We start from the raw sequence: 26,025 nt of genomic DNA on the forward strand, positions 1-26,025 counted from the left end.
CGGTTAGGCAGGGCCTTTTACTGGTAAACTTCGACTTGTAACCTGCTGAACTCCCACTAGATTTAGGCCGTATTTCCTGCCTTTCTACCGCGCGCTACATGAAAACTCACCTGATGCTGGCTTTGCTGGCTTGCACTACCGCCGTTCACGCCCAGACCGGCCCCGTTAAAGTAGAAGTAAAACAGGTCAACGGCCGGTACGAGCTGCAGCGCGGTGGCCAGCCTTATTTCATCAAGGGCGCCGGGGGCGGGCAGTTCCCGGAGCGGGTGAAAGCCTACGGCGGCAACTCCCTGCGCACCTGGAGTACCGACGGCGCTGATAAAGTGCTGGCTGAAGCGCGCAAAAACGGCCTTACCGTGATGCTGGGCCTCGATGTGGCCCGAGAGCGGCACGGCTTCAACTACGACGACCCCCAGGCCGTGGCGGCCCAACTGCAGAAGGTACGCGCCGAAGTACTGAAGTACAAAGACGACCCGACCGTGCTGTTCTGGGGCATCGGCAACGAGCTGAACCTGGAATACAAAAACCCCAAGGTGTGGGATGCCGTGGAGCAGATTGCCCGCATGATTCACGAGGTGGACCCCAACCACCCCACCAGCACTGTGCTGGCCGGCATCAACCAGCCCGAAGTCGACTACATCAAGGCCAAGTGTCCCTCAGTGGATATTCTGAGCATCAATACCTACGCCGGACTGGCCGCCATTCCGCAGCAGGTGCGCACCATGGGCTGGACGGGGCCTTACGTGGTGGCCGAGTGGGGCCCCACCGGGCACTGGGAAAGCCCCGTGACGCCCTGGGAAGCCTCGGTGGAGGAAACCAGCAGCCAGAAGGCGGCCGTGTACCAGAGCCGCTACGAGGCCTCTGTGCAGAAAGACAAAACCCAATGCCTGGGCACCTACGTGTTTTTGTGGGGCCAGAAGCAGGAGCGCACCCCCACCTGGTACGGCATCTTCACCGAGGACGGCAAAGAATCGGAAGTGGTGGACGTGATGCAGTACCTCTGGAGCGGGCAATGGCCGAAGAACCGCGCCCCGCACCTGGCTTCGTTCACGCTCAACGGCAAGCAAGCCACGGATAGAGTATATCTGAGTCCCGGCAAAGTGTATCCCGTAAAAGCCACCGTAACGGACCCCGACAAGGACAAGCTCACTTACCGCTACGAGCTGCTGCCCGAAAGTACCGACCTGAAAACCGGCGGCGACCGGGAAAGCCGCCCCGGCCCCGTAACCGGCCTGATTCCGGCCGGTGCTAAAGGCGAAACTACGCTTACTGCCCCCAGAAAGGAAGGTGCCTTCCGCCTATTCGTGTACGCCTACGACGGTCAGGACAACGTAGCCACAGCCAATATCCCGTTTTACGTGAGCGGGAAGTAGCGGCCCCTACTTATGTTCTTCGACATCTAAGTGCTGTCTAACCACCGTGACCTGCTGATGCTGGAGCGCTACTTCGCGCATTTCGGCGACCGAGCAATTCTGGAGCGTGTCCCCGATGACTACGAAATCTATCCGCGGCTTGGTGGGCAAGACGGATCCGAACCAGTGTTGCCGGTCGGTTCATTGACAGAGGTGCTGCGTATCGGCGTAGAGCACCCCAAGTACGGCTTTACGCACTACACTTATACCAACGACGGCTTGCGGTCGGATCTGCACCGGGTACATGTGCGCTTCACGCCCGATGGTAAAGTGATATTTGGTATTGCGATGGCGGACACCGGCGAGGGTAGCTACGCCTGCGCCTGCCAGATACGCGACGAAATGATTCTGGTCACTCAAGCCCATAAGGCATTCATCGGCTACAAGTACCCACCGTCTAACGATGAGGCAGAGTTTGATGCCGATATGATTATGTGGCAGAATATTGGGGATGCGTAATCGAGTCGAAAAGTATACCAGGCAAATGTCCAGTCAGATTTTGTGAAACGATTTGGCCGCTAGATCTGGTGGGCATTCGGGAATAGTCGCCTAGTACCCGTAGCAGCGCGTCGGATTGGTCAGAAGTCAATTCCTGGCTGGTGGCTACATGTGCCTGTAGCTGCACCAGCTGCTTGAGGTCGGCCAGTTGGCGGGCACTCTCGCGTAGGCGCTGCTCGTTCAGCACGAAGCCCTGCACCAGGTAGTGCCGCAGCACACCGGTAGCCCACTGCCGAAAGTGCGTCCCCGCAACAACTTCACCTGATACCCGACCGAAATAATTACGTCGAGGTTGTAATGCTTCGCGCGGTATGTTTTACCATCGGCGGCAGTTGTCAAGGATTCCTTGACAACTGAACTCTCATCAAGTTCGCCATCTCTAAATGCGTTGCGCGTGTGCAAGCTGACGTTCTGTTTAGTCGTATCAAACAGCGCCGCCATTTGGGCTTGGGTGAGCCATACAGTGTCATTCTGCAGATGGACTTCCAGCTGTGTTTCCCCGCTGGGCGACTGGTAGAGAAGTATATCGGAAGTAGCGGACATATATAAGTTGGCTAAAGGGGCTGACGAAGATAAAATATGAAGCGCAATATATTGATTGATAATGTGTTGGAGGCAGGGTTACATCCGCTCCAGCAGCTCATCGAACGTGCGCAGCAGCTCGGCGCGGCTGTCCTCGGGCTCTGCTTCGAGGCGCTGCTCAAATACTTCCCGCTCGGTGAAATCGTGGAGGCTGCGGGTGAGCGGCTCCTGGGCTTCTTCCTCGTCTTGGCCCAAGGCGCGGAGCTTTACCAGGCGAAAGTGGCGGCGGGCCAGCACTTCCAACTGCTGGCGGTCCAGGGCCTGAATAACTTTCAGGAGGGCGTCGGCTACTTCCAGCTGCGTCAGCTCCGAGTGAATCTGCACATCGGCCCAGGCCGGCAGCAGAAACCCCGTATTGTCGTAGGAAGTCAGTCCCAGCGTAACCTCTTCCAGGCTGCCGTGAAACCGCACGAGACGGCGGGCACCGGGTACCGGCAGGCTTTGCAGCTCTGCCAGCTTACCCGCCCGGAAATCCAGCAGCAGCACTTCTTTGGGATGGTCGATTTCCGAAAACGACAGCGGAATAGGGGAGCCGGAGTACCGAATATGCTCGTGGCTGCCCACGCGCTGGGGGCGGTGAATATGCCCCAGGGCGACGTAATCGAAGATGCGGGGGAAGTGCTCAGCCGTTACCTGCCCCAGGTTGCCCACGTGAATGGTGCGCTCGGAATCGGAGGGGGCGGCCCCAGCAGCGTAGAGGTGTCCGGTGGCCAGCACGGGCAGGCCCATTTCCTTGAGCTGCCACACCTGCTCTACTTCGGCCAGGCGAGCGTAGTGGTCGGCAATGCCCTGCTTGATGCGGGCTTCGCGCTCCTCGGCCGTCTCGCCGGGCACCGAAAGTCGCACGTCCCGGTCGCGCAGAAAGGGCACGGCGCATACCACTAGGCCCGGTTTGCCGGTCGCATCGTCCAGCACCAGCACCTGGTCTTCAAAACAGTCGGGCACGCAGCCCACTACGTGCACACGCAAGTGGCGCAGCAGCCGGGCCGGGGCATTGAGGGTAGCCGGCGAGTCGTGGTTGCCGCCCACCACCACAATATCGCGGCAGCCGGTGCCCCGCATGTTCAGCAGGAAGGAATAGTACAGCTCCAGAGCTTGGTTAGAAGGCGAGCTGGTATCGAACACGTCACCGGCCACCACCAGCACTTCCACCCGCTGCTCCCGCACCGTGTCCACCAGCCAGTCCAGGAAGTGGCGGTGTTCCTCGGTTCGTTCGTGGCCGCTGATAAAACGCTGACCCAGGTGCCAGTCGGCGGTGTGTAGTACGCGCATAGTTTGCAAAGATACAGCGGCCCTCATCGGTTCCACCAGCCCCGCAGAAAGCAAGAAGCCGGTCAGCGAGGAAAACTCCCGCCGACCGGCTTGCTTAATTAAAAGAACATTCTGTTAGTGAACAGGCTGGGGCTGAAACGTGCTGATAGCCTCCCCCAAATCATACACGGGCACTTCGGCGGGCAGGGCAGCCTGCACAATGCTGCTGCCCGCCGCCGAGCGGTAGCCGCCGGCGCAGTGAATCAGCACGGGTTTATCGGTCGGAATTTCGTGGGCCCGCTCGCGCAACTCGGGCAGCGGAATCACCAGCGCATTGTCGAAAACGGGCTGCTGGGCCTCGGTACGGTTGCGGATATCCACGATGGTGAAGTCCTGGGGCTGATGGCGTACGTGCTCCACGTCGGTGGCGGGAGAAGTGGCGGGCAACTCGCGGGGCGTGAGCAGGGCCCCTTTGATATTACCTTCGTAGCCAATTTTGGCCGCTTTACGGATAACGGTGTCGAGGGCAATCTGTGAATCGGCAATCAGGTAAAACGGCTCCTCAGGGCCTACAACCGAGCCCAGCCAGGTTTCAAATTTGCCCCCATCCATGAGGTTGATGGCTCCGGGCAAATGGCCCGCGCGGAACTGAGCAGCCGGCCGGGTGTCGATGAGTACTACGCCCGGTTCCAGGGGGGCTCCCGCCTGCAGGCGCGGCACGGCCCGCACGCTGTCTTCGAAGGGCAGCGCGCCCTGCTTGTTCAGCAGCACGTCGTGGCCGAAATACTTGGGCACGAACGGCTGGTCTTCCAGCAACACCCGGATAAATTCTTCCTCCGACATGGGCTGCAGGGCGTAGTTGGTCTTCACTTCCTTGCCAATGGTGCTGTCGAGGTCGGTGCTGGTGGTTTTGCCGCACAGGGAGCCGGGGCCGTGGGCCGGGTACACCCGCGTGGTGGCGGGCAAGGTCATCAGCTTCTGGCGCGTGCTGTGGTAGAGCTGAGCCGCCAGTGCCTCGCGGCTGTGGCCACCTACCAGATCAGCCTCACGCAGGTCGGGTCGGCCCACGTCGCCCACAAACAGGGTGTCGCCGGTGAACACGGCGCGGTGTTGGGCAAATTCGTCGATGAGCAGGATGCTGATGGAGTCAGGGGAGTGGCCGGGGGTATTGATGGCGTGCAGCTCCACGGAGCCCAGGCAAATGCGCTGCCCGTCGTCGAAGGTATGGTGCGGGTAGGTGGCTTTGAGCAGCTTGCTCACGTAAATGGTGCCCCCGGTTTCCTGGGCTATTTCCAGGTGGCTGCTCACGAAGTCGGCGTGGGGGTGGGTTTCAATGATGGCGACGATCTTGGCATCGTGCTCATCGGCGAAATCATAGTAGGGTTGGGGGTCGCGGGCCGGGTCGATAATGGCTACCTGGCGGCCGCTGCGGATGGCGTAGCTGGCGTGGGCTAGGCCTTTGTCGTAAAACTGCTGAATTTGTACCGAGGTGGTACTACTGGGCAGAGGACTCATGGAGTGTTGGATGTGGTGGATGGCCCGTGGCCGGCGAGGCATAGCTGGGGCATATGTTCAAATATAAGCAAGTGTGGTTTTGTTTGCACAGCCTAAACCTATTCCCGAGCAAAAGAAGGTGCTAGCATCCCCTCGACCTAAGAGACGGAAGAGGTCAAAAAATATTTTTTAATGGTTGTACATACAATTAATAAATGCCTGCTATCTTTGGCCTATAATGAACGACCAGAAGGATTCACCACACTGCAACTGTCTGTTCTTTTCGGCCAATGCTTTGGGTCGGTTGCTTACGGGCTTGGCCGATCAAGCATTCAGCACCACGGGCCTGGCTCCCAGCCTGGCTTTTGTCGTAATGAATGTCAACCGACAGCCCGGGATTCAGCCTTCGCAGTTGAGTGATATAATGAAGCTGACGCCTTCTACGGTTTCGCGGCTGGTAGAGAAGCTGGAATACCAGGGTTATCTGCGCCGCGAGGCGACGGGCCGCACCACTCAAGTGCAGCCCACCGATAAAGGACAAGCCATACAGCCGCAGTTGCAGGCTGCTTGGCGCAACCTCTATACCCGCTACTCTGATTTGATAGGAGTGGAAGCGGCCAAGCTGCTTACTCAACAGTCAAACGCAGCTATTCAAGCTCTGGAGAAAACGGAATAGTTTTTTGTTCTAAAACTTGTATGTACAACCAAACAAAAAATTTCACTCTTTTCCCTGTGTTCTCATGAAAATTGGAATTCTAGGTACCGGCGCTGTAGGACAGACGCTGGGTGCCAAACTACTCTCCTTAGGCCACGAAGTGATGTTGGGCGCACGCCAAGCGGGCAACGAAAAGGCCATAACTTGGGTGCAGCAGCATGGTGGTAACGCGAGCGAAGGAGCCTTCGAAGATGCTGCCCAATTTGGGGAGCTACTGATCGTGGCTACGCTGGGCACGGGCACCGTGGCCGCCGTAACGCAGGCTGGTGCAGCAAATGCGGCTGGCAAACCTGTTATAGACCTGACCAACCCGTTGGACTTTTCCCAAGGAATGCCTCCGCAGCTGTTCGTAGGGCTTACCGACTCGTTGGGGGAGCAGGTACAGCGGGCTTTGCCGGGGACCTACGTGGTGAAAACCTTGAATCTGGTCAACGTAGCCCAGATGATAGACCCGGCCTCGGCTGATGGGGGCGGGGAGCCAACGATGTTTTTGTGTGGAGACAATGCAGCGGCCAAACAACAGGTAACGGCGGTGCTACAGCAACTGGGCTGGCGCCGTATTACCGATCTGGGTGGTATCAAGGAAGCACGCGCTACTGAGCCTTTTGTGCTCCTGTGGGTGCGCTACGGTATTGTTCACAATACTTGGACACACGCCCTGACGTTCTAAAAACTCTACTAAGCCTAGTACGCAAAACCCCTCCGATCCTTGTGGTTCGGAGGGGTTTTGCACGATTGAGGATAGGCGCACCCCTTGGCTACGATTGCGTTTTGCTCTTGGTCTTGCCCGCTTTCATTTTCTCCCGGCGCTGCTGTTGCTGCTCGTCACGGAGCTGGGCGTATTTAATATGCTGCTCAGAGGTCAGCACGGCCTTCAGTTGCGTGTCGTATTTCTCCTTGGCTGCCTTCAGTTCGGGCAGGGCTGCCCGGCGGTCAGTGCTGGTGGCATACTTCGTGCGGATAGCCTCGTTTTCTTGGCTTTGCGCCAGCAGGATACCTTGTACTCTCGTGGCCTGCTCGGTGGAGAGAGCAAGCTCCCGGGTGAGGCGCTCCGTCATTCGCTGCGCCCGTAGCTCCGGGGTCAGGCGGCCGTGGCCCTGCCCACGGCCACCAGGGTAGCTGTTTTGAGCGGCGGGGGTGGGCGTGGAGGTGGTTTGCGCGGAGGCAGCCGCCACTGTGAGGGCCAGGGTGGTCAGCAAAACAAGCATCTTTTTCATGGAAGCGGAGTCTGTGGTTAGGTTTGTTGGTCGGTTAGAAGGCCCTGGCGCTACCGGGTTTAATCCAGCCGGTCCGAAAATCCGGCTACTGGGCCTGCTCAAGTACAAAGCAGTCGGGGGAAACGGCTATATTCGGGCCATCTAGCCGTTTGCAGACGGCTTTTTCTGCTGATTTCATCATCTCTCACTCACCTCTTCTCTTTCTTTTCTCTTCTTTTCTATGGCAAATATTTTCGCCAAAAAGCCGCTGGCCATTCTGTTGGGCGAGGCCAACTCCTCCGGGGAAGGCACGCTGAAACGGACGCTGGGAGCGGCCAACCTGGTAGCCCTCGGCGTAGGCGCCATCATCGGGGCCGGCTTGTTTGTACGCACCGCCGCGGCTGCGGCGCAGGCATCGGGTCCGGGCGTCACGCTGGCTTTCATTGTCGCCGCTATTGGCTGCGCCTTTGCCGGGCTGTGCTACGCCGAGTTTGCGGCCATGATTCCCATTGCCGGCTCGGCCTACACCTACGCCTACACCACCATGGGCGAGTTTGTAGCTTGGGTTATCGGCTGGGCGCTTATTATGGAATACGCCCTGGGCGCCGCTACAGTGGCTATTGCCTGGAGTGAGTACCTGAACAAGCTCTTACAGGTCTTTGGCACCAGTATACCCTACGCCTGGAGCCATTCTCCGCTGGAGAGTGCCGCCGTCAATGGCGTAATGGAGCACGGCATCATCAACCTGCCCGCCCTTTTCATCATTGTGATGCTGAGCTTGCTGCTGATCAAAGGCACGCAGGAATCGGCTACGTTCAACTCCATTATTGTTGTGGTAAAGGTGGCGATTGTGCTGATCTTTATTGCCGTGGGCTGGCAGTTCATCGACCCCGTCAACCACACACCTTACCTGATTCCTGAAAATGCCGAGCCCGTGAAAAACGCGGCGGGCGAAGTGGTACGCTCCTACGAGGCCTGGAACAAGCACGGCTGGGGTGGTATCCTGGGCGGAGCGGCCATTGTGTTCTTCGCCTTCATTGGCTTCGACGCCGTGTCGACGGCAGCGCAGGAAGCCAAAAACCCCAAGCGGGATATGCCCATCGGTATTCTTGGTTCGCTGGCGGTGTGCACCGTGCTGTATATCCTGTTTGGCCACGTGCTGACTGGCGTTGCCAGCTGGCGCGAGTTTGCCGACCCAGCCAAGGGCGGCGAGGCTTCGGTAGCGTATGCCATTAAAGAGCACATGCCCGGTTTTGAGTGGCTGAGCACGGCCGTGACGGTGGCCATCTTGGCGGGTTTCTCCTCGGTTATTCTGGTAATGCTCATGGGGCAAAGCCGCGTGTTCTTCTCCATGGCCAACGACGGGCTTATGCCGAAGGCCTTTTCGGAGCTGCACCCCAAGTTTCACACGCCTTACAAGTCGAACCTGGCCCTGCTGGTGTTCGTGGGGGCCTTCGCGGCTTTCGTGCCCGGCTCCCTGGCGGGTGATTTGACCTCGTTTGGCACCCTGCTGGCGTTTGTGCTGGTAAGCATTGGCGTCTGGCTCATGCGCCGCTCCGACCCCAACCAGCCCCGGCCGTTCCGTTCCCCGCTTTCATCGGCCAGCTTCCCGCTCGTGCCTATCCTGGGCGCCGTTATCTGCCTGGGCATGATTGCGGCCCTCGACTACAACACGCTCAAGCTGGCACTGATCTGGATGCTGCTGGGCTTTGTGGTGTATTTCCTCTACGGCAAGCGTAACTCCAAGCTGCAGCAGGGCATTGTGGTAGTGCCCACCGAGATGGAGGAGCAAGCCTTCATCGAGCCCGATGTGAACAACAAGTAACCGCTTGGGGCGCTGCCCCGCAATAAAAGCCCCGGCCAAATCTTTGGTCGGGGCTTTTTTATGGTTGCTACCCAGCGGCGGCGTTGAATTTATTTGATCTGCGCCCGGGATTAGTGTGCAAGCAGGCGGAATAGTACATTGATGCAGATTTGACCTTTCCCCTTGAAAATCCTGCCCGTCCTTTTTGTAGTGCTCCTGAGCGGGGTTGTGCGTGCCGGGGCCCAAAGGCTGAGTGCCCGCACCGACAGCCTGCAGCAACTCCTGGCTAAGTCCCGGCCCGATACCAATCGGGTGCGCCTGCTCACGCTGCTGGCTTGGAACCGCACCGACGATAATCCCCTGCTGGCCGTAGAATATGGCCAGCAAAGCCTGGCGCTGGCCCGCCAGCTGTCCTTCAAGCCGGGCGAGTGCCGGGCCCTGCTGATGATGGGCTGGGCCTTTCTGCGCAGCGGCAACTACCCCACGGCTGTGCAAACCCATCTGCAGGCCCGCAAGCTCGCCGAGTCTATTTCCTACCAGGGCGGTATTGTGCACGCCGATAATGGCCTGGGATATGCCCACCTCGAGCAGGGAAACTACGCCCTGGCCCTGCGCTATTTCTTTCGGGCTACGGCCCTGGCGCAGAAAATCCACGACGATGTGCTGCTGGCGCCTATACCCGGTAATATTGGCTACGCCTACCTGCAAACCAACCAGCTCGACTCGGCCCTCTACTATACCCAGTGGGGCTATGCCCTCGATCAGCGCCTGCACGACTGGCACAGCGAAATCGGCGACCTATCTATTCTGGGCGACATCAAGGCCCGGCAGAACGACGAAGCCGCTGCTCGGGCTTTCTACCAGAAGTCCATTACCCGGGCCCAGGGCATGCCGGTTTCGTATGCCCTCTGCCGGTCGTACCTGGGACTAGCTCGTTTGGCGCGCACCCGCGGGCAGATAAATCTGGCTAGCACCTACGCGCAACAAGCCCTGCAGGCCAGCAAGAAGGGGGGCTACGCCAAAGGCGTGTCGGAGGCCAGTGGTTACCTGGCCGCCATTTACGCAGCCCAGGGCAACAGCACCCAGGCCTACACCTTCCTGGCGGCTGCCAGCACCATTCGCGACAGTTTATTCAGCCAGGCGAAAGTGATGCAGGTGCAGGCACTCAACTTTAGCGAGCAGCTGCGGCAGCTGGAGCTCGGTGAGCAGCGCAAGCGGGCCCAGGTCGAGCTGCGTCAGCGTCTGTTGCAGGCTGCCTTGGCCGGGGTGCTGCTGCTGGCGGGGCTGGGGTACCTGCTCATCAGCCGCCGGCACCTGCGCCGGGAAGTAGAGTTTGCGGCAGAGCGGCAGCGCCTGATTCGGCAGCGCGCCGTAGCGGTGCTGGCTGCCGAAGAAAAAGAGCGCCAGCGCGTGGGAGCCGAACTGCACGACGGGGTAGGCCAGCTACTCAGTGCTACCAAAATGAATCTGCTGGCCCTGGAACACCGGGTGGACCTGGTAACCGCCACCCACCGGGAGCTGTTTGCCAACGCGTTGCAGTATCTGGACGAATCGGTGCGCGAGGTGCGCAGCATTTCCCATAACCTGCTGCCAACGGCTCTGCTGCAAGCCGGCCTGATGCCAGCCGTAAAGAACTTGCTTAGCAATATCGCCAAGATTGATAGTCAGCTGCAGGTGCGCATGCAGGTATTTGGGGTAGAGCAAGGCCGACTGGATGTACTGGTGGAGGCCGTTCTGTTCCGGGCTATCCAAGAAGCCATCCAGAATATTCTAAAGCACGCCCAGGCCACCGAGATTGAAGTGCAACTCATCCAGACGGAGCAGGAGCTGACGGTGATGATAGAAGATAATGGTGTCGGCTACAACGTAGCGGCCACCAGTCATCTGGCCGGCGTGGGGCTGCAGAACATTAGTACCCGGATGGCTTACCTGGGCGGCCGTGCTGATTTTGACGCGGTACCCGGCCGCGGCACCACCGTAACGCTGGTAGTACCCACCCAGCAAAGCAAAGGCCATCAACACGAGGTCCCCGTTCACGAAATGGGCGCAAATGCAGCCAGCTAGAGAAGTACCTCTTGCGCAAAGGGGCGGCCGCCTGATACGCATGGAAATAAGGAAGCTGTAAGAGGTTTATTGACAAGGCATAAAATAGCCAACGAGTGGTATGCTTTTTCTGCTTCGGGAGTGGCAGCTGAAAGCCCTATGCAGTTTTGGTAGGCACCTGGGCATCAGAAGTTTTCCCGCATTTATCTGCCAAAAAGAGGTATATATACTTAGATGAATTAAAAAAATATTGATTTATATTAGCATTGTTCCAAAAGCAGCCGGCCCCTGGGCATTCGGCAGCGGCCTCTCATCCACACCTATTTCTGCTCTGTTATGGCCTCGAAAATTCTATCTTTCCTTTGCCATGTGCCTGGGCTTACACCCGGCGCCTTTCCCTCGGTACCCGCACCTAAGTCGGCCGCCGAGCACCCGTCCCGCCGCTCTGGCACCCAACTACCGGCCGCCGGCCCGGTACACCGCAGCTCCACGGCCGGAGGCCACTTTGCCGCTATTTATGAGAATGAGCGGTTTGTACGCTTTAAGTACATGCAGGAACTGGGCGGCGAAACCCCGCTTCCCGGGTAAGCCGGCGCCTTTTATTCTCAGCGGCAAACGGGCCATTACGCTTCGCTTTGAAGGGAATGGCCCGTTTGCTTAACCCCAGGTTTGACCGCGGCGCAGGGAAATCGGCTAACTTGGGGCCGATAATCAGGTTTGTGTGCACATGATTCGATTGATAGGCAGCCTGCTGGTTTGGCTCAGCGCGGTAACCGCAGCGTGGGCGCAGGCGGCACCCTTAGGCCCGGCCAGCAACGTCTGGTATGGGGTAATATCGCGTAGCAGTGGTCGGGCCCTGGATATTGCCAGTGCCTCGCCCGAGAATGGCAGCCGGGGTGTTCAGTGGGAATTTACCCAGGCGCAAAGTCAGCAGTGGCGCTTTACGCCCGTTACGGCCAACAGCAGCTACTACCGCATAGAAGCCCGGCACAGCGGCAAAGCCCTGACGCTAGAGGGCCCTGGAGATAACGCCGCCGTCGTGCAGCAGCCTTGGTCGGGGAGCTTATACCAGCAATGGCGCATAGTGGCGGCCGGGCCCGCAGGCTCGTTTCAGCTGGTGTGCCGCGGTAACGACTTCAGCCTGGCGCTGGCCGCCGCCGATAAAGCCAACGCCACTCCAGTGGTGGGCCAGCGGGCCCTGGGCCGCGCCAGCCAGCAGTGGTGGCTGTTTCCGCTGAAGCTGACCGTAGCCACGGACCAACCCGCGTTGGGCGCGCCTCAGGCATTGGGCGCAGGCGTGAACAGCGCAGGCAATGAGCTGCAGCCGGTGCTCACCCCGGACGGCCTGACCCTGTATTTCGCCCGCAACCGTTTTGCCGGCAATACCGAGGGCAACACCGAATCGGCCGATATATGGGTAAGCCGCTCCACCGATGGGGGCGAAACCTGGGGGCTGGCGCAAAGGCTGGATGTGCTGAATACTCCGCAAAACAACGGCGTAATGGCCCTTGTGGAAAGCGGCAAAGCCGTGCTGGTGCGGGGGCGCTACGAGCGGGACGGCAGCTTCCGCGACGACGGCGTGTCGCGCGCCCCGCTGGCGGGCAAGCAGGCGCTCAAGCCCGAGCCCCTCGAAATCAGCAACTACTACTCCAACGGCACCTCCACCACCTTTTTCGCCCCGGCCGATGAGAAAGTGCTGCTGCTTTCCCTGGAGCGCCCCGATGCCTACGGGGCCAACGACCTATACGTGAGCCTGCCCGCCGGCAATGGAACCTGGGGGGAGCCCCGCAACCTGGGCAACGTTATCAACTCGCCCGGCTTCGAGTTTGCACCCTGGCTCACGCCCGATGGCCGCACACTGTATTTCGCCTCGTATGGCCATGCCGGCTACGGCAGCTCAGATATTTTCGTGAGTCACCGCCTCGATGACTCCTGGACAGCTTGGAGTGCGCCCCAAAACCTGGGCCCTGGCATCAACGGCCCCGGCTTCGAGGCCTATTTCCTGTTGACGCCTGATGGCAAGCAGGCGTATTTCGCCAAGGCTCGCACCCCCAACGGGCCGGCCGACATCGTCCGCACGCAAGTTGGGGTGGTGCCCCCGCCCGACAGTACTTCCGTAGCGCCGCCCGCCCCGGAATTGGCGCGTGCTACGCTTACCGGCCGCGTATTGGATGCCAAAACCCGCAAGCCCATTACCGCCGCCATCAGAGCCGAGCGGCTGGATGGCCCCACGGCCGTGCTGGTGCAGGCCCGCAGTGAAGCCAACGGTGGCACGTTTCAGCTGTTGGTGCCCGCCGGGCGCTACCGGGTAGCCGCCACCGCCGGCGGCTTTCTAACGGCTACCGATACGCTTACCCTGACCACCAACCAAACCCGCGACTTTCTGGTAATGCCCGCCAGCGTAGGCTCTAGGTTAGAGTTGCCTACCCTCATTTTTGCCCAAGGGAAATACACGATGCTGCCCGCCTCCTTTACGGAACTGAACCGCTTGGCCGGGACGCTGCTGGATAACCCTACGGTGAATATCCGGCTGGAAGGTCACACGGATAATGTAGGCAATGCCGCCCTGAACGTGAAGCTCTCCGAGGAGCGGGTGCAGGAAGTGAAGCGCTATTTGGTGCGGCGGGGCGTGGCCGAAAACCGGATCAGCACCATCGGCTACGGGGGCTCCAAGCCACGGGCCAGCAACGAGCGGGAAGAAACCCGGCGCCTGAACCGGCGCGTAGAATTCACGATTGTGAAATAGCAGACAACGTATAGCCTTAGCCCGACTGCCTATTGTGTCGGGCTATACAGCCTTTTCCTGCTTAAGTCCCTCTTTTCTACGACTGATGCGTGCTACCATTCTTCAGGAAATTTCGTTGCCCGACTTGCCTTCCGCCTCGGGGGTTGAAATAATTGGCGACGTTGCCTACGTCATCGGCGACGATTCCCCTTTTCTCTACCAACTCGCCTCCGCTTCGCTGACGGCCGGTGCAAGGCTTACCCTGTTTGAAACGGCGCACTTCAGCACCGGGCGCATCCCCAAGGAAATAAAGTTGGACCTGGAATGCCTCACGGCGCTGACCACCCCGGCGGGGGAAGCAGGGCTTCTCGTGCTGGGCTCGGGAGCTACGGTAGCCCGTGAGCAGGGGTTCTGGGTGCCGTTACCGGGAGCATCGGGGGCAACCGCCAGCGTTTATCCACTCTCGTTAAGTGGTTTATATGCGGCCCTACGCCGGGAACTTCCAACGGGCATCAGCCTGAACTTAGAAGCCGCCGCCGCTAGCGCTACTGAGTTGCTGTTGTTCCAGCGGACCGTTGGCTCAGCCGCGGGTAATCTGCTGTTTCGGATGCCGCTGGCCGCTACCCTGGACTATTTACAGCACCGCGCCACTCAGTTACCCGACATCCAACGGCAGCACTACTTGCTTCCTTCTATTGACGGAAAACCTGCGGGTTTCTCAGGCGGCACTTGGTTCGCAAACCGATTATTTATAACGGCCTCGGTGGAAGATACCCAGGATGCCGTTCTCGACGGAGCTGTTTTAGGCTCGTTTGTAGGCATCCTCGACCTGACGAACAGAAGTGCGGACCCTCTGCCGCTGGTCTTGGCAAAACTACAGTTGCCTGATGGCATACCCTACCGGGGCAAAGTGGAAAGTGTGGCCGTACGTCGTCGGATTGGTGAGAATCGGTACGAACTGGTACTAGTAACGGATGATGATGCCGGGGGCTCTACGGCGGTGCTGGTAGAAATACAGCTGTAGGCAGAGCGCCGCCACAAGGGGTGAGCGGCTACGGGCACTACCGCACCATCTACTCACCCGAGTATGGCGTCGTTGTCGAAGCTCTGGCTGCCGCAGTTTCAGGGCCCTTAGCTGATGTAGCCTGGCGCCGCGTTAAACACAAAACCTTATGGCTGAAGGTTTATCTGTTTGAATTTAAAGAACTTGCCGTTGTTTGGATGCTTCAGGAGTTACGCCGCCAGATAAAGCCGTCCAGCACATAGTGGGTAGCTTGTGGCAGCGCCAATAAGGGCACCAGCAGGCTGAGGGCCAACGAATCGGACACGGGGGGCAGCTGCTGAAAAAGGCCGAACGCTCCCGCATGCTCGCGCCACACCAAGCCGTCCCAGATGCCTTCTTCCAGGTAAGCCAGCCCAAACAATAGTCCCAGCGCTAGGGCTATACCGTAGCGGCGCTGCCACCAGCTTTGGGCCCTGGCAGGCGTGTGGGAGGCTGGCTGGCTGGTAGCCCAGATAAGCGCCAGGTACGGAATGCCGTGTGCCACCACATTGAGCAGGGTGAAAGCCAGGTCGCCGTTAAAGAGCACGATACCGACGTACCACGAAGCCGCCGTACCCAATAGCAGCAGATTGCGCGGCCGGTTGAATTGCCGGGTGTGGTGCCACCGGCGGATTTCCTTCACCAGATACGCTACCAGCAACGCGACATACAGCGCGGTCAGTAGCCCGCGCGCCGCTGGCCAGTCGTACTGCACAAAGTCGCTGGTCACAAACCAGTTGAAGTTACGGGGGGGCGACAGATGCCACCAAAGCAACGGGTAAAGCGTGGCCGCATACACCAGCACCGTATCGAGGCGGCGGCTGAAGAGTGAAGTGGTTTCGTGGCGGGAATAGAGGCGCAGGAATCCGTACTGCTGCCGTACGAAATGGAAAACGGCCGCGTATGCCAGCACCCGCCAAAACCACAACCCCGCCACCCAATGCAGTGCCACGCCTGTTGCGTAGCAGGTCAGTGGCACCAACCAGAGCAGCGTACGGAAGCGCCGCCGCCGTACCGGGTCGAAGTAGGTGCGAAACAGGGTGCTGTAAACGTGGGCCACGTCAATAAACACTACCAGGATTACCCAGGCCCACACAGGCATCTGGGCAGACGTGCGAAAAACGGGCGGCACGAGCACCACGGCCAGCAATGCCAGAAACGGCGGCCCCAGAATCCAGAGCCCATCAAACGCCGCCGACCGAATCCAGGGCTGGCGGCTGGCAGCTGGGGCTTTAGGTGTCAGGAGGGCTGATTTCATACGGCAGCTAGCATTTCGCGGGTGGCGCGTAGCCCTTGGTAGAAGGCTTCCTCGAAGATAGACATGCCACTGTAATCGGAGTGAGCAAAGAAAATGCGTTGCCGCAAAGGCTGAGCGAGAGCAGCCCGTTCGGGGCCCCACAGGAAACCCGGAATAGGCGCAACCATGCCGTGACCCCATACCCAGACTTCCACGCGCTGCACGTAAGGAGTAGCGCCAGGGTGCAGGTGCTCCAGCTCGGCCAGAACGCGGGGCAGCCACTCGGCGTAGGTGGTCTGGTAGGCTTGGCGGCGCGCCACATCAGGCGGCGCGTCGGAAAGAGGCCAGTATACCGTAATTACCTTGGGCCCGTCGGCGGAAAGGCTGAGGTGCTGATGATTAGCATTCACATAGCCCACCGAAGCTCCCCCATAGCCTACATTGTCCCAGCTCAATGGCTGGCCGGGGCCCTGCGGCAATCCAGTAACGGTGAGGTTGGCTACCAACCATGGCGCATGATGCAGTGGCTGTGCGGGGTGCACGGCGCCCTGTACGCCGGCCAGTAAGCGTTGCGCCACAAACTGTGGAACGGCCAGCAGTACCTGCCGTGCCCGAATGCGCACGGTGCGCTGAGCTGCTGCATTGTAGGCCAGCACTTCTACCCCTGTCGGCGTTTCCTGCAGCTGGCAGGCCACGATGCGCGATAAAATAGTGCCCTGGCCCTGCTGGCGGAGCTGTTCAACCAAAAAACCATTGCCTTCCGGCCACGCTAGCACATCGGCGGCGGTGGCATTGTGGGCGCGACCTTTGCGGGCGGCGAAGTAGTGCAGCCCTGCCCACGCCGACACCTGCGCCGCCGTGGCCCCGTAGTCGTCCCGGCAGCTGTAGTCGAGGTACCAGCGCAGGTAAGGCGACGTGAAGCCTTCCTGATCGAGGTAGGCGGCAAAGCTTTGCTGGTCGAGGCGGCGGAACTGCGCATCGGTGGAGGAGTGGTCGAGCGGAATGGCAAAGGCGTCGCGTCCGTCGGTGCCCCGGGCCTGCTTCAACTCGCCAATAAGCTGGAAGAAACGCGCAATCTGAGCCCGGTCGGCGGCCGGGACGCCCACCTCCGGTACTAGTCCCTGTTGCCAGTGGCCATTCAGCAGCAGCCGTTCTTCGGGGTCGTGGCAAAGGTGGTACTCATTGTAGATGGGTAGGCCGGAAGCACCATCGAAGCCCGTAACCACCCCCGATTCTCGAAGAAAACTCAGTAAGTCGTGGTTGCGTGCATCGGGTACGGGCAGGTAATGAGCGCCCCAGGGGTAAGCCGAAACCTGATTCTGGCCGCTGGCTGCGTTGCCACCGGTCCGGGCTTCCAGCTCCAGTAGTAGCGGCTCGTGGCCGTGCCGGGCTAGCTCGCGCCGGGCCGCTAAGCCGGCCACGCCGCCGCCTACAATCAGGAGGTCAGTGCTTAGCTCCTGGCTGGGAGCAGGCAAGCGGCCGGGCGTCCGCAGCAAGTGCCCCACGGCATGGTCGGCACCCCGCAAGCCGCCCTGGATGTGGCTGGTGGCGGAGCCGGCCGGGCTGCAGCTTTCCAACAGCACACCTGGCCCCAGCAGCATCCCCGCCACCCCCGCGCCTGTCCGCGCCAGGAAATCCCGGCGGCTAGGGTTGGTAGGGCTGGATGAGGGAAAGGGCTTGGGCGGCATCGTATAAGAAGATAATCTGAAAAGGCTGCCACGACGGGGCACAGTCGAAGTATAAAGGAACTTCTGGGCTTGCCTGATCAGTGCACGTAGGGGCCCCAGTCTTCCTCAAAATAACGCACCAAGGCCTGATTATTGAGCTGGTTGATATCGGTGGACACTTCGGCCATATCGGGCGGAAAGTCCAGCATCTGGCGGATGGTGACGGGCGTGACGTAGCGTAGGTCGCGCGGCAGCGGCCCGGCATTGGGGCGCCAGTGGCCGTTTTCGCCGGCCAACACGAAGCCCCATTCGCCAAATGACGGCACGTAGCAGTGGTACGGAATGGTGTGGAACCCAGCGGCCTGCAGCGTATGCGCAACACACCAAAACGACTGCCGCGCCACGTATGGCGAGGTACTCTGCACTACCAGTTTGCCACCCGGGGCTAGCAGCCGGTGCAGCTCCTGGTAAAATGCCGCTGAGTACAACTTGCCAATAGAATAGTTGGCCGGGTCCGGGAAATCCACAATCAGGCAGTCGTAGCGGGTCGTATCCTGGCGTACCCATTGGTAGGCGTCGCCGTTGATAACCTGCACCTTCGGGTTGAAAAAGGAGCGTTGGTTGAGGGAAGTGAGCAGCTGGTTTTGCTTGAACAGCTCAGTCATGCCCGCGTCGAGGTCTACCAGCCGAATCTGCTGCAGCTGCGGGTATTTCAGCAGCTCGCGCACGGCCAGCCCGTCGCCGCCGCCCAGCACCAGCACGCGGCGCGCATTCGGGAGGGCCTGCATGGCGGGGTGGACCAGGGCTTCGTGGTAGCGGTACTCATCCTGGGAGCTAAACTGCAGGTTGCCGTTTAGGAACAGGCGCAGCTCGCGCTGGTTTTTGGTGAGTACGATACGCTGGTAGATGGTGCTTTTGGCATAAATCACCTGGTCCTGAAAAGCCAGCGTTTCGGTATAGCGCTGGATGCGGCCGGCGTAGCCAAACGTAACAGCCAGGGCCAGCAGCGCCGCGCCCATCAGGCTGGCGAAGGCCCGACGGTAGGGCCGGGTTTCCGGAAAGCGGTACAGCGCCACGGCAGCCACTACCACGTTCAGGGTTCCAAACAGGAGCGACGTCCGCATCAGGCCCAACTGGGGTACCAGCACCAGCGGGAAAATGAGGGAAGCCAGCAGCGCCCCAATGTAATCGACAGTGAAGACTTTGGAGACCAGGTCTTTGAACTCGAAGCGGTTTTCCAGAATCCGCATCAGTAGCGGAATTTCCAGGCCCACCAGGATGCCCGTCAGGCCCACCAGCGCATACAGAATCAGGCGGAAAGAGGCCACGTACTCGAACAGCACGAACAGCAGCGGCGCCGAAAAGCCACCAACCAGGCCCACCAGAATTTCGAGCCGGATAAACCATTTCAGCAGCGGCCCGCCCAAGTAGCGCGACAACCACGATCCTACCCCCATCGAGAACAGGTAGGCCCCGATGATCGTGGAAAACTGCGTGACCGAGTCGCCGAGCAGATAGGAGGCCAGCGTGCCCGCAATCAGCTCGTAAATCAGCCCGCAGGTGGCAATAACAAACACCGACCCCAGCAGCAGCACCGACTGGGCTTCCTGCCGCGCCGCGCCGCGCCTGGCCCGCTCCGGTGTGCCGGGTGAAGCAGGCGCCGGAGCTTCGGCGGCGGCATTAGCCATGAATAGCGGAGCTGATAATCAGAGCCACGGCAATCATGAAAGCGGCCGCCACAATAGCCAGGGCGGTGTTGTGCTCTTCCACGATTTCCTTCCAGAGCATGCGGGGCGTGAGCTTTTCGATGATAATGAACGACACGACCAGAATCACGATGCCCAGCACCGAGTAGATGATGGAGGCAGCAATGAGCTTAAAGTTGAGGTATTCCATACGAGTGGGGAAATTCACTATTTATGATAGAAGCGGGCGTGGCCGCTCCGTGCCGTAGACGTGCGGGCACCTTCCGGATTTTCGTTGTCGTCGCCGAGCAGGCGCCTGCCTTGGAGGCCAGCCCACACAAACACGCCGTAGGCCAAGAGCGCCACCAGCACGTAATAGCGGATGGAAAGTAAGGAGCGCAGATAATTCATGCAGCGGTGCTGTTTGAGGGCTAAGATTCGTCTTGAGGACCGTAGTTGCTGTTGGCCCAGCGGTTATGCTCGTGCGAGTGGCGACGCAGGTACTGAATGACGGGGTACACCGCCAGCAGCAGCAGCAGTACCACCGCATTCGACTGCAGCGGCGTGTGCTGGCTGACGCCGAGATGCAGGGGCAGGTCCTGGCCGTTTTCGGAGACGGGGTAAAGCGTAAGATGATACCTGCCCGTTGGAATGTTTGCCAGCGTGGCATCCTGGTCCTGCGAGCCTTCACTCCAGCTTTCGCCGTCTTCCACGCCCGAGTAATACTCCAGGCTTTTCGTGAATTCGTAGCGCTGGCCGGTGCGCTCGTTCACCAGCGTCACGGGCACCTCCAGCCACTGGTTGGCCAGCGACGATGTTAGCGCAAACTGCAGTGCCGCCGGCCCCTCTATCTCAAACGCCTTCGAAACCAGCACCCGGTTGCTGCCCGCGGCCACTGCCTCCGCGTTGGCGCCGGTCGGCACAGTTTCGCGGCCGGTAGAGAAGTCCTGAAGCAGTACCTGTTTTTCGGGTTTGATGAATAGTAGCGCCAACTGCGTAATAATCACCAGCAGTGCCATGTTCAGGCTGAATGAACGCAGCGCCGGCCACGAATTCTGAGCCGGCGCCGGCTGGATGGCGCCCACCCCCGTGCGGAAGGGCATGCGTTGGTTGGGCACCTGAAAACCTTCGGCTACTTCCGAGGGCTCTATGTGCAGGGCTCTGTACCAGTGCGCGGCCTGGTGGCCCTGCTTCTCGCGCACCAGCATGTGGGGCGGTGCAATGTATTCGGTGACGGTGAGCTTACTGGCCTCATGGATTTCCCAGTCAAACTCACCTTCTGCATAGAGCGTAACCGGCGAGTAAGAGTTGTAGATGTCGTAGCTGGTATCCTCATCGAGGATTTGGGCCCCGCGGCTGGTGGCTCGTCCAGAAACTTTGTAATCACGGCCGGCAGGGCCCACCAGCATCCAATGGCCCTCGTACATGGCCAGTTGAGCTTGAATACCGGTTTCCTCGTGGCGCAGCATGTATTCGTGCCACTGGTAGATAGCCTGCTTTTCCTTGCGCAGCATCCAGCCCAGCACGCGGTACTGCTGCCCGCGCAGCGTACCCACGGCCCCTAACGGGAGCACTGGCTTCTGATTACCCTCAAATTTGCCCAGGCTTACCGGCGCGTTGTCGTCCTCCGCTTTGAAATAGGCGTGGCAAGCAGGGCATACAAAAAAGGTGCTGTTCTCCTGGTCGAAGTACGGCACTTGGTGGTGGCATTTCGGGCAGGGCACATGGGCTGGGGCAGCGGAGGTAGCGGGTACATGGCTCATCGGCGCACTTCGGTTTTACTTTGCTCGACTCCGCCGAAAAAGTCCAGCGTGGCGGCATACAACTCCCTTGCCCGGTCGGCATTGTCGCGGCGGTAGTTAGATAGAAACACGTCGAAGGTGGCCTGCCCATGCTCTGGCCAGGTATGAATGCTCAGGTGTGACTCAGTGAGGCCAATAACGGCCGTGAACGAGCCATTGGGAAACGTGTGGTACACTTCACCTACCTTGGTTAGGCCCAGTGCGGCAATCTGCTCATCGAAGAAGCGCTGGCAGGCCGCCGCATTGGTCAGCGCGCCGGCGGGGGCAGCAAAAGTGGCCAGCACGTGCAGGCCCGGCGAATAAACAGACATTCAGGATACCACAGCTACAATAGAGAGGCCGCCCGCATGAGCCGACTGGCACCCGACAATATTACACTGATGCCGGCCAACCACGCAATGACCGGGAGTGTATTTGTTCAGCTATCCAGCGTCCGGCCGGGCGGCCAGCACCCTCAAACAAGGATTTTCACCTGGGCCGTTACCTTTCAGCCCCAACGCATTTGCCCAAGCCGTTTTCCTAGGAAAATCATCCGAATTGAAGACGATTTTCTCGGCTAATGAGCTGTTTTCGAAAGTATTTACTGCGGCACCCAGATGCAGCAGATTATAGAAAATTTCAGCTGTTATATACAATCGGGGCGGATTTGCCGGCAGCCATAGCCGCCGAATACGGACAACTGCAACTGAATGATATGGACCCGATCGTCAGCTTTGCGCTGTTCACGAGTGGCTCCTATGTGACCAATGCCTGCCGTACCCTGCGCGAAAATTGCATAGCAGGTAGCACGGCTAATGCCCAGCGCAGAGAAAAAACATCGTCACGCAGGTCAACCCTGTGCTGGGTTACAAAGGCTCGGTTAGAATTGTAAATTATACCGTAATAATCAGTTTATCAATGAACTGTGTTGCCATAACAGGACTGTAACTGCTGGCCCAAGCTTAGTGAAATGAGACCTGCACACGCAAGAACTTGGTCCACCTCGACTTTATTTAGTTTCCTAGATCCAAGGTACAATAAAAAAGCTCTTAGCGTAAACCAAGAGCTTCTTTATTGTACCCGGAGCCGGAGTCGAACCGGCACATCTTTCGATATCGGTGTTTGAGACCGACGCGTCTACCGGTTCCGCCATCCGGGCGTTAAATCCGTGCCTGTCGGTAGCTCAGGAACGGGGTGCAAACTTAGCCAGACTTTCGCGAATGCGCAACAAATAGCGCTTTTTAAGATAATAGGTGCGAACCTGCTTGAGGGCTTGCGGCTGTTTATCAACCGGAAGCGTTTCATAGCCAGCAAGTACCGGCTCAATGCCAGCGTCCAAGACTTCAGTAAGGGTGTTTACTTCCGCTTCAACACGACGCAGAGTTGCGCCATCTGGCGCAAATTCCAGCTCCATCAGCTGCTCGTTCAACTCCATCATTTCCATGAGGAAATCGGACGGAAGGTCCTGCTTTCCCTCTTCCAGCAACCCATGACTTTGCAGGATATATGCCATGCGTGAGTCAGGGTCAGAAAGGGTACGGTAGGCATCAGTGTTAAGGGTGGCTAGCCGGAGAATCTCGGCCTGGTGTTCAGCCGGAGCATTCGCGTGGAAATCGGGGTGGTATTCCCGGCTGTAAGCGTAATACTGCCGCTTTAAAGCCGCTGTATCGGGGAGAAATGATTCGGGTAGCTTATAAAAGTCAAAATAGTTCATGGGCAGAGGAGAAGGCAGCAGTGGGCTGACAGCATAAGTTGTGGTTGTAGAGACTAGTAACCATTGGGAGTTACCTCATTTACGGAAAAAGCCTGGGCCGGAGCCGAAAACAGGCGCTTTGTAGCAGGCCATACTCGCCCAAACAACGCAGAGTGGCGGTAGTTCTCCAGCGCAGCTGGCGTTTCCCAGTGACTGTAGGTGCAGAATACGTGCGGAATATCGGCATCTTGCCAAAGCGCTAAGTGCCGACAGCCTGGTTGAGCGCGAATCAACTGTTCATGCTCCCGAAAGAGAACAAGAAAATCGGCCACATGCTCAGGCCTAAATGTCATGCGAACAATACGAATCAACATTTCAGCAGCTTAATTCGAAGAGTAGTTTGGTTAACATAATAAATAAATATAATTAACAGATTGACTTTTAGGCATTTATACTAAAGGAGTGGAAAGCGCACATCAACTTGGGAGTCGAAGTTGAGGCCCAATAATTCGGCGGCATTGCCTTGGTTGATGCCAATGCACAGTCGGTCCTGGCTATTGAAAATACAGACGGCCTCGCCCGGGTCCGACGCCTGGAAATGGGGCAGGATGTCGCGCACCGTTTCCCGGCCGAAGTGAACGGTGCACGAGCGGCCATGACCTACGGCTTCAATTGCAGTGCGCGTGATATCCGTAATCAAATTACCGTAGTGGTCCACGTGAATCACGTGACCCGTAATGCGGTGGTCCTGCAGCCGTAGCTGCCGGTTGAGCAGCTGATACTGCGTAGCCGCCGGGCGGCCCAAATCAGCGAGGTTGCCTCCCCGGGCCAGGTGCACCGCGGCTGGTGCCAGCACATCGCGCGTGGGCGAAGCCGTGGGGCCCAGCGAAGAAAGCTCTACCAACTCATCGGCCTGCCCATCGGTAAGCAATGGCAGCAAGCCGTTGTCGGCCACGACGAAATAATGCCCCTGGTAGCGGGCAGCTCGCCAGCCGCCCGAGCCACGGCCCCAGTCGCTGACGCCGATAAGATGAACCGAACCGGCCGGAAAATCATTATATACTGCCCCGAGAACGTGAACGGCGTGCGCGATGTTGAAGGGTTCAACAGCATGGGTAATATCAAACACCGCTTGTTGTGGGGCCAGTTGCAGAATCCGCGCTTTCACCGCCGCCACATAATGGTCGCGGTAGCCGAAATCTGACAGAAACGTAATCAGCCCCATGCCTAAAATGCTGCGTTCTTCGTACTATTGTTTACCCTGGTGAAGGCGGCAAAAGTAGGCGTTTTGACGCGAACCAACGCATTCTGCCGGGCTTCTTCTTTTTTTATACACTGCTAAAAACACCCTGATTTGGTCGAGAAAATCATCACGCTCGAAAACGTGTCCCTGGTTGATTTCCTGGGGGCTGATAACCAGAACATTCGGCAGTTGGCGGCTGCTTTCCCCGGGAGTAAGATTATCTCGCGGGGCAATGAAATCAAAATCCAGGGCCAGACGGCCGTCATCCAGCGCATCAACGATATTTTGTCGGCCCTGATTGAGCACTACCATGAGTACGGGCAGGTAACCGACAAGACCGTGAACCAATACATTGGCGCTTCCGACGAGGAGCGGGAAGAGGCGCGCCTGGCGGCCTCGCCTGATGTTATTCTGTTTGGGGCCAAGGGCGGCGTCATCAAAGCCCGGACGGCCAATCAGCAGCGCCTGGTGGATGCTGTCATGAAAAACGACCTGGTATTTGCGCTGGGGCCGGCCGGCACGGGCAAAACGTACATTTCCGTGGCCTTGGCGGTGCGGGCGCTCAAAAACAAGGAGGTCAAAAAAATTATCATTTCCCGCCCCGTGGTGGAAGCCGGTGAAAGCCTCGGTTTTTTGCCCGGCGACATGAAGGAAAAGGTGGACCCCTACCTACGCCCGATCTACGACGCACTGGAGGATATGCTGCCCCCCGAGAAGTTTAAGTTCTACCTCGAGAACAAGACCATTGAAATAGCCCCGCTGGCCTACATGCGCGGCCGCACGCTCAACAATGCTTTTGTACTGCTCGACGAGGCTCAGAATACCACCCCTTCGCAGCTCAAGATGTTTTTGACGCGGATGGGCCCCTCGGCGAAGGTGATGGTGAACGGTGACCGTAGCCAGATTGACCTGCCCACCAAGCAAAAATCCGGGCTAAACCAGGCCTTGGATATTCTGCGCGGGGTGAACGGCATCGGGTTCGTAGAAATGAATTCGGAAGACGTGGTGCGTCACCGCCTGGTAAAGCAGATTGTGCAGGCCTACGACCGGTTTGATACGGAGCAGCAGAAAGAGCAGGCCAACCGGCCGCCCCGCGAGCATATCCCGTATCGGCGGCCGGGCGGCCCGGCTCAACCTACCGACCCAGCCAAACACCCCGATGCTCGCCGGGAAGACGATGGCATGCAGCAACTGCCCATCAACCACGAGCAAGCTTAGTCTGGTCCAGCACACGCTGACGAACAAAAACAACTGCCTGCTTTCGCGGGCAGTTGTTTTTGCTACCGATATACTTGCGGCCCCTTAGCTGCGGGTATTTGCCGCCAGCTAGCGAAGTATTCGTCAAATTCTTCCTTTATTCAGTACTCCTTAGTTTCCCATGCAAGCTTACCGCATCACTTCGCCTGCCGAACTCCAGGAGGCTTTTGCTATTCGCACGGCCGTTTTCGTGGACGAACAACAGGTCCCGCGCGAAGCCGAAAACGATGAACACGACCATACCGACGCCATTCACTACCTGGCCAGGGCCGATGATGGCACTCCTTGCGGGGCAGCGCGCTGGAGGCCCACCAACCAGGGCGTGAAGCTGGAGCGCTTCGCCGTGCTGGCCCCCTACCGAAGCCAGGCCGCCGGAGCAGCTCTGGTAACCCAAGTGCTCCAGGATGTAGCCGCCGCTTACCCGAATGCTACCGTGTATCTGCACGCGCAGCTGCCAGCCGTGCGCTTCTACGAGCGGCATGGCTTTGTGAAGGACGGCCCCCAGTTTACGGAGTGCGACATTGAGCACTATAAGATGCGGTGGCAGCGCCCGTAAAGCCGGTACAGAAACTTGAATAAAAAGCCCCGGGCAAAGCTGTCCGGGGCTTTTTGTTTCCCTGGGCTTGGCGCGCTGTGACTTGACTTGCTCGGTATTTTTCTACAGATTATTCCTCAGATAGTTAGCTATGGTTACAGCATA

Annotated in this window: 26 protein-coding genes and 1 tRNA gene; 11 read left to right on the forward strand and 16 right to left on the reverse strand. The window is 58.9% G+C overall.

The annotated features are described in order from the left end of the window. Positions 1-98 precede the first annotated feature (98 nt). Both FY528_RS14620 and FY528_RS14625 read left to right on the forward strand, forming a co-directional pair. Complete coding sequence (locus FY528_RS14620; protein ID WP_149071777.1) at positions 99-1,373, forward strand: glycoside hydrolase family 2 TIM barrel-domain containing protein; 1,275 nt, start codon at positions 99-101, stop codon at positions 1,371-1,373. Between the two features lie 57 nt (positions 1,374-1,430). Beyond that, positions 1,431-1,871 (forward strand): hypothetical protein, encoded by a 441-nt coding sequence (locus tag FY528_RS14625; RefSeq protein ID WP_149071778.1) that lies wholly within the window; start codon positions 1,431-1,433, stop codon positions 1,869-1,871. Here the strand turns inward: FY528_RS14625 and FY528_RS21830 are convergent. The 4 genes from FY528_RS21830 to FY528_RS14645 form a co-directional block, all read right to left on the reverse strand. After that, positions 1,843-2,127 carry a hypothetical protein gene (locus FY528_RS21830; protein ID WP_187632136.1) on the reverse strand — a complete coding sequence of 95 codons (285 nt, stop codon included), beginning with the start codon at positions 2,125-2,127 and terminating at the stop codon, positions 1,843-1,845. The two genes, FY528_RS14625 and FY528_RS21830, sit on opposite strands and share 29 nt — an antisense overlap. Beyond that, positions 2,091-2,453 (reverse strand): virulence RhuM family protein, encoded by a 363-nt coding sequence (locus FY528_RS14635; RefSeq protein WP_149071779.1) that lies wholly within the window; start codon positions 2,451-2,453, stop codon positions 2,091-2,093. The genes FY528_RS21830 and FY528_RS14635 overlap by 37 nt, the downstream gene beginning before the upstream one ends. Before the next feature lie 78 nt (positions 2,454-2,531). Next, entirely contained in the window at positions 2,532-3,764 is a 1,233-nt protein-coding gene (sbcD, locus tag FY528_RS14640; protein ID WP_149071780.1) for an exonuclease subunit SbcD, read from the reverse strand. Positions 3,765-3,878: 114 nt separating this feature from the next. Then, entirely contained in the window at positions 3,879-5,258 is a 1,380-nt protein-coding gene (locus FY528_RS14645) for an MBL fold metallo-hydrolase (protein ID WP_149071781.1), read from the reverse strand. Between the two features lie 217 nt (positions 5,259-5,475). On the opposite strand from FY528_RS14645, the gene FY528_RS14650 reads away from it, so the two are divergent. Next, complete coding sequence (locus FY528_RS14650; RefSeq protein ID WP_149071782.1) at positions 5,476-5,913, forward strand: MarR family winged helix-turn-helix transcriptional regulator; 438 nt, start codon at positions 5,476-5,478, stop codon at positions 5,911-5,913. Between the two features lie 64 nt (positions 5,914-5,977). Then, complete coding sequence (locus FY528_RS14655) at positions 5,978-6,622, forward strand: NADPH-dependent F420 reductase (RefSeq protein ID WP_149071783.1); 645 nt, start codon at positions 5,978-5,980, stop codon at positions 6,620-6,622. Positions 6,623-6,710: 88 nt separating this feature from the next. Here FY528_RS14655 and FY528_RS14660 read toward each other — a convergent pair whose 3' ends face one another. Further along, a complete protein-coding gene (locus FY528_RS14660; protein WP_149071784.1) occupies positions 6,711-7,169 on the reverse strand; it encodes a DUF4890 domain-containing protein in 459 nt (152 codons plus the stop codon). A gap of 220 nt (positions 7,170-7,389) precedes the next feature. On the opposite strand from FY528_RS14660, the gene FY528_RS14665 reads away from it, so the two are divergent. From FY528_RS14665 to FY528_RS14685, 5 genes are all read left to right on the forward strand, one after another. Continuing rightward, positions 7,390-8,973: an amino acid permease gene (locus tag FY528_RS14665; protein ID WP_149071785.1), complete on the forward strand. Its 1,584-nt coding sequence runs from the start codon at positions 7,390-7,392 to the stop codon at positions 8,971-8,973. Between the two features lie 162 nt (positions 8,974-9,135). Continuing rightward, the gene (locus tag FY528_RS14670) at positions 9,136-11,016 is read left to right on the forward strand and encodes a tetratricopeptide repeat-containing sensor histidine kinase (protein ID WP_149071786.1); all 1,881 of its coding nucleotides are present in this window, start codon (positions 9,136-9,138) and stop codon (positions 11,014-11,016) included. 348 nt (positions 11,017-11,364) lie between these two features. Continuing rightward, a complete protein-coding gene (locus FY528_RS14675; protein ID WP_149071787.1) occupies positions 11,365-11,583 on the forward strand; it encodes a hypothetical protein in 219 nt (72 codons plus the stop codon). 139 nt (positions 11,584-11,722) lie between these two features. Further along, positions 11,723-13,741, forward strand: coding sequence for an RICIN domain-containing protein (locus FY528_RS14680; protein ID WP_149071788.1), 2,019 nt, complete (start codon positions 11,723-11,725; stop codon positions 13,739-13,741). An 85-nt stretch (positions 13,742-13,826) separates the two neighbouring features. Next, the gene (locus FY528_RS14685; protein ID WP_149071789.1) at positions 13,827-14,744 is read left to right on the forward strand and encodes a DUF6929 family protein; all 918 of its coding nucleotides are present in this window, start codon (positions 13,827-13,829) and stop codon (positions 14,742-14,744) included. A 202-nt stretch (positions 14,745-14,946) separates the two neighbouring features. Here FY528_RS14685 and FY528_RS14690 read toward each other — a convergent pair whose 3' ends face one another. The 11 genes from FY528_RS14690 to FY528_RS14740 all read right to left on the reverse strand — a co-directional run bounded on the left by FY528_RS14690 (position 14,947) and on the right by FY528_RS14740 (position 24,050). Beyond that, entirely contained in the window at positions 14,947-16,020 is a 1,074-nt protein-coding gene (locus FY528_RS14690; protein ID WP_149071790.1) for a hypothetical protein, read from the reverse strand. Further along, positions 16,017-17,687, reverse strand: a complete 1,671-nt coding sequence (locus FY528_RS14695; RefSeq protein WP_149071791.1) for an FAD-dependent oxidoreductase — start codon at positions 17,685-17,687, stop codon at positions 16,017-16,019. The genes FY528_RS14690 and FY528_RS14695 overlap by 4 nt, the downstream gene beginning before the upstream one ends. Positions 17,688-17,764: 77 nt before the next feature. Beyond that, the gene (locus FY528_RS14700) at positions 17,765-19,354 is read right to left on the reverse strand and encodes a polyamine aminopropyltransferase (RefSeq protein WP_149071792.1); all 1,590 of its coding nucleotides are present in this window, start codon (positions 19,352-19,354) and stop codon (positions 17,765-17,767) included. Beyond that, positions 19,347-19,562, reverse strand: a complete 216-nt coding sequence (locus FY528_RS14705; RefSeq protein ID WP_149071793.1) for a DUF350 domain-containing protein — start codon at positions 19,560-19,562, stop codon at positions 19,347-19,349. Before FY528_RS14705 ends, FY528_RS14700 begins: the two co-directional genes overlap by 8 nt. A gap of 17 nt (positions 19,563-19,579) precedes the next feature. Beyond that, positions 19,580-19,762 (reverse strand): hypothetical protein, encoded by a 183-nt coding sequence (locus FY528_RS14710; RefSeq protein ID WP_149071794.1) that lies wholly within the window; start codon positions 19,760-19,762, stop codon positions 19,580-19,582. A gap of 20 nt (positions 19,763-19,782) precedes the next feature. Beyond that, positions 19,783-21,114: a DUF4178 domain-containing protein gene (locus FY528_RS14715; protein ID WP_149071795.1), complete on the reverse strand. Its 1,332-nt coding sequence runs from the start codon at positions 21,112-21,114 to the stop codon at positions 19,783-19,785. Next, positions 21,111-21,464: an S-adenosylmethionine decarboxylase family protein gene (locus tag FY528_RS14720; RefSeq protein WP_149071796.1), complete on the reverse strand. Its 354-nt coding sequence runs from the start codon at positions 21,462-21,464 to the stop codon at positions 21,111-21,113. Before FY528_RS14720 ends, FY528_RS14715 begins: the two co-directional genes overlap by 4 nt. Before the next feature lie 745 nt (positions 21,465-22,209). Beyond that, a tRNA-Leu gene (locus tag FY528_RS14725) sits at positions 22,210-22,291 on the reverse strand. 24 nt (positions 22,292-22,315) lie between these two features. Next, positions 22,316-22,846 carry an iron-sulfur cluster co-chaperone HscB C-terminal domain-containing protein gene (locus FY528_RS14730; protein ID WP_149071797.1) on the reverse strand — a complete coding sequence of 177 codons (531 nt, stop codon included), beginning with the start codon at positions 22,844-22,846 and terminating at the stop codon, positions 22,316-22,318. A 53-nt stretch (positions 22,847-22,899) separates the two neighbouring features. Then, positions 22,900-23,199: a putative quinol monooxygenase gene (locus FY528_RS14735; protein WP_149071798.1), complete on the reverse strand. Its 300-nt coding sequence runs from the start codon at positions 23,197-23,199 to the stop codon at positions 22,900-22,902. Positions 23,200-23,279: 80 nt separating this feature from the next. After that, entirely contained in the window at positions 23,280-24,050 is a 771-nt protein-coding gene (locus FY528_RS14740; protein ID WP_149071799.1) for an SAM hydrolase/SAM-dependent halogenase family protein, read from the reverse strand. 129 nt (positions 24,051-24,179) lie between these two features. Here FY528_RS14740 and FY528_RS14745 point away from each other — a divergent pair, with 129 nt between their 5' ends. Together FY528_RS14745 and FY528_RS14750 are read left to right on the forward strand one after the other, a co-directional pair. Continuing rightward, positions 24,180-25,286 carry a PhoH family protein gene (locus tag FY528_RS14745; RefSeq protein WP_262384012.1) on the forward strand — a complete coding sequence of 369 codons (1,107 nt, stop codon included), beginning with the start codon at positions 24,180-24,182 and terminating at the stop codon, positions 25,284-25,286. 160 nt (positions 25,287-25,446) lie between these two features. Continuing rightward, a complete protein-coding gene (locus FY528_RS14750; RefSeq protein ID WP_149071800.1) occupies positions 25,447-25,881 on the forward strand; it encodes a GNAT family N-acetyltransferase in 435 nt (144 codons plus the stop codon). The last annotated feature ends 144 nt before the right edge of the window (positions 25,882-26,025 follow it).

It is taken from the genome of Hymenobacter lutimineralis (assembly GCF_008271285.1).
Lineage (GTDB): Bacteria > Bacteroidota > Bacteroidia > Cytophagales > Hymenobacteraceae > Hymenobacter > Hymenobacter lutimineralis.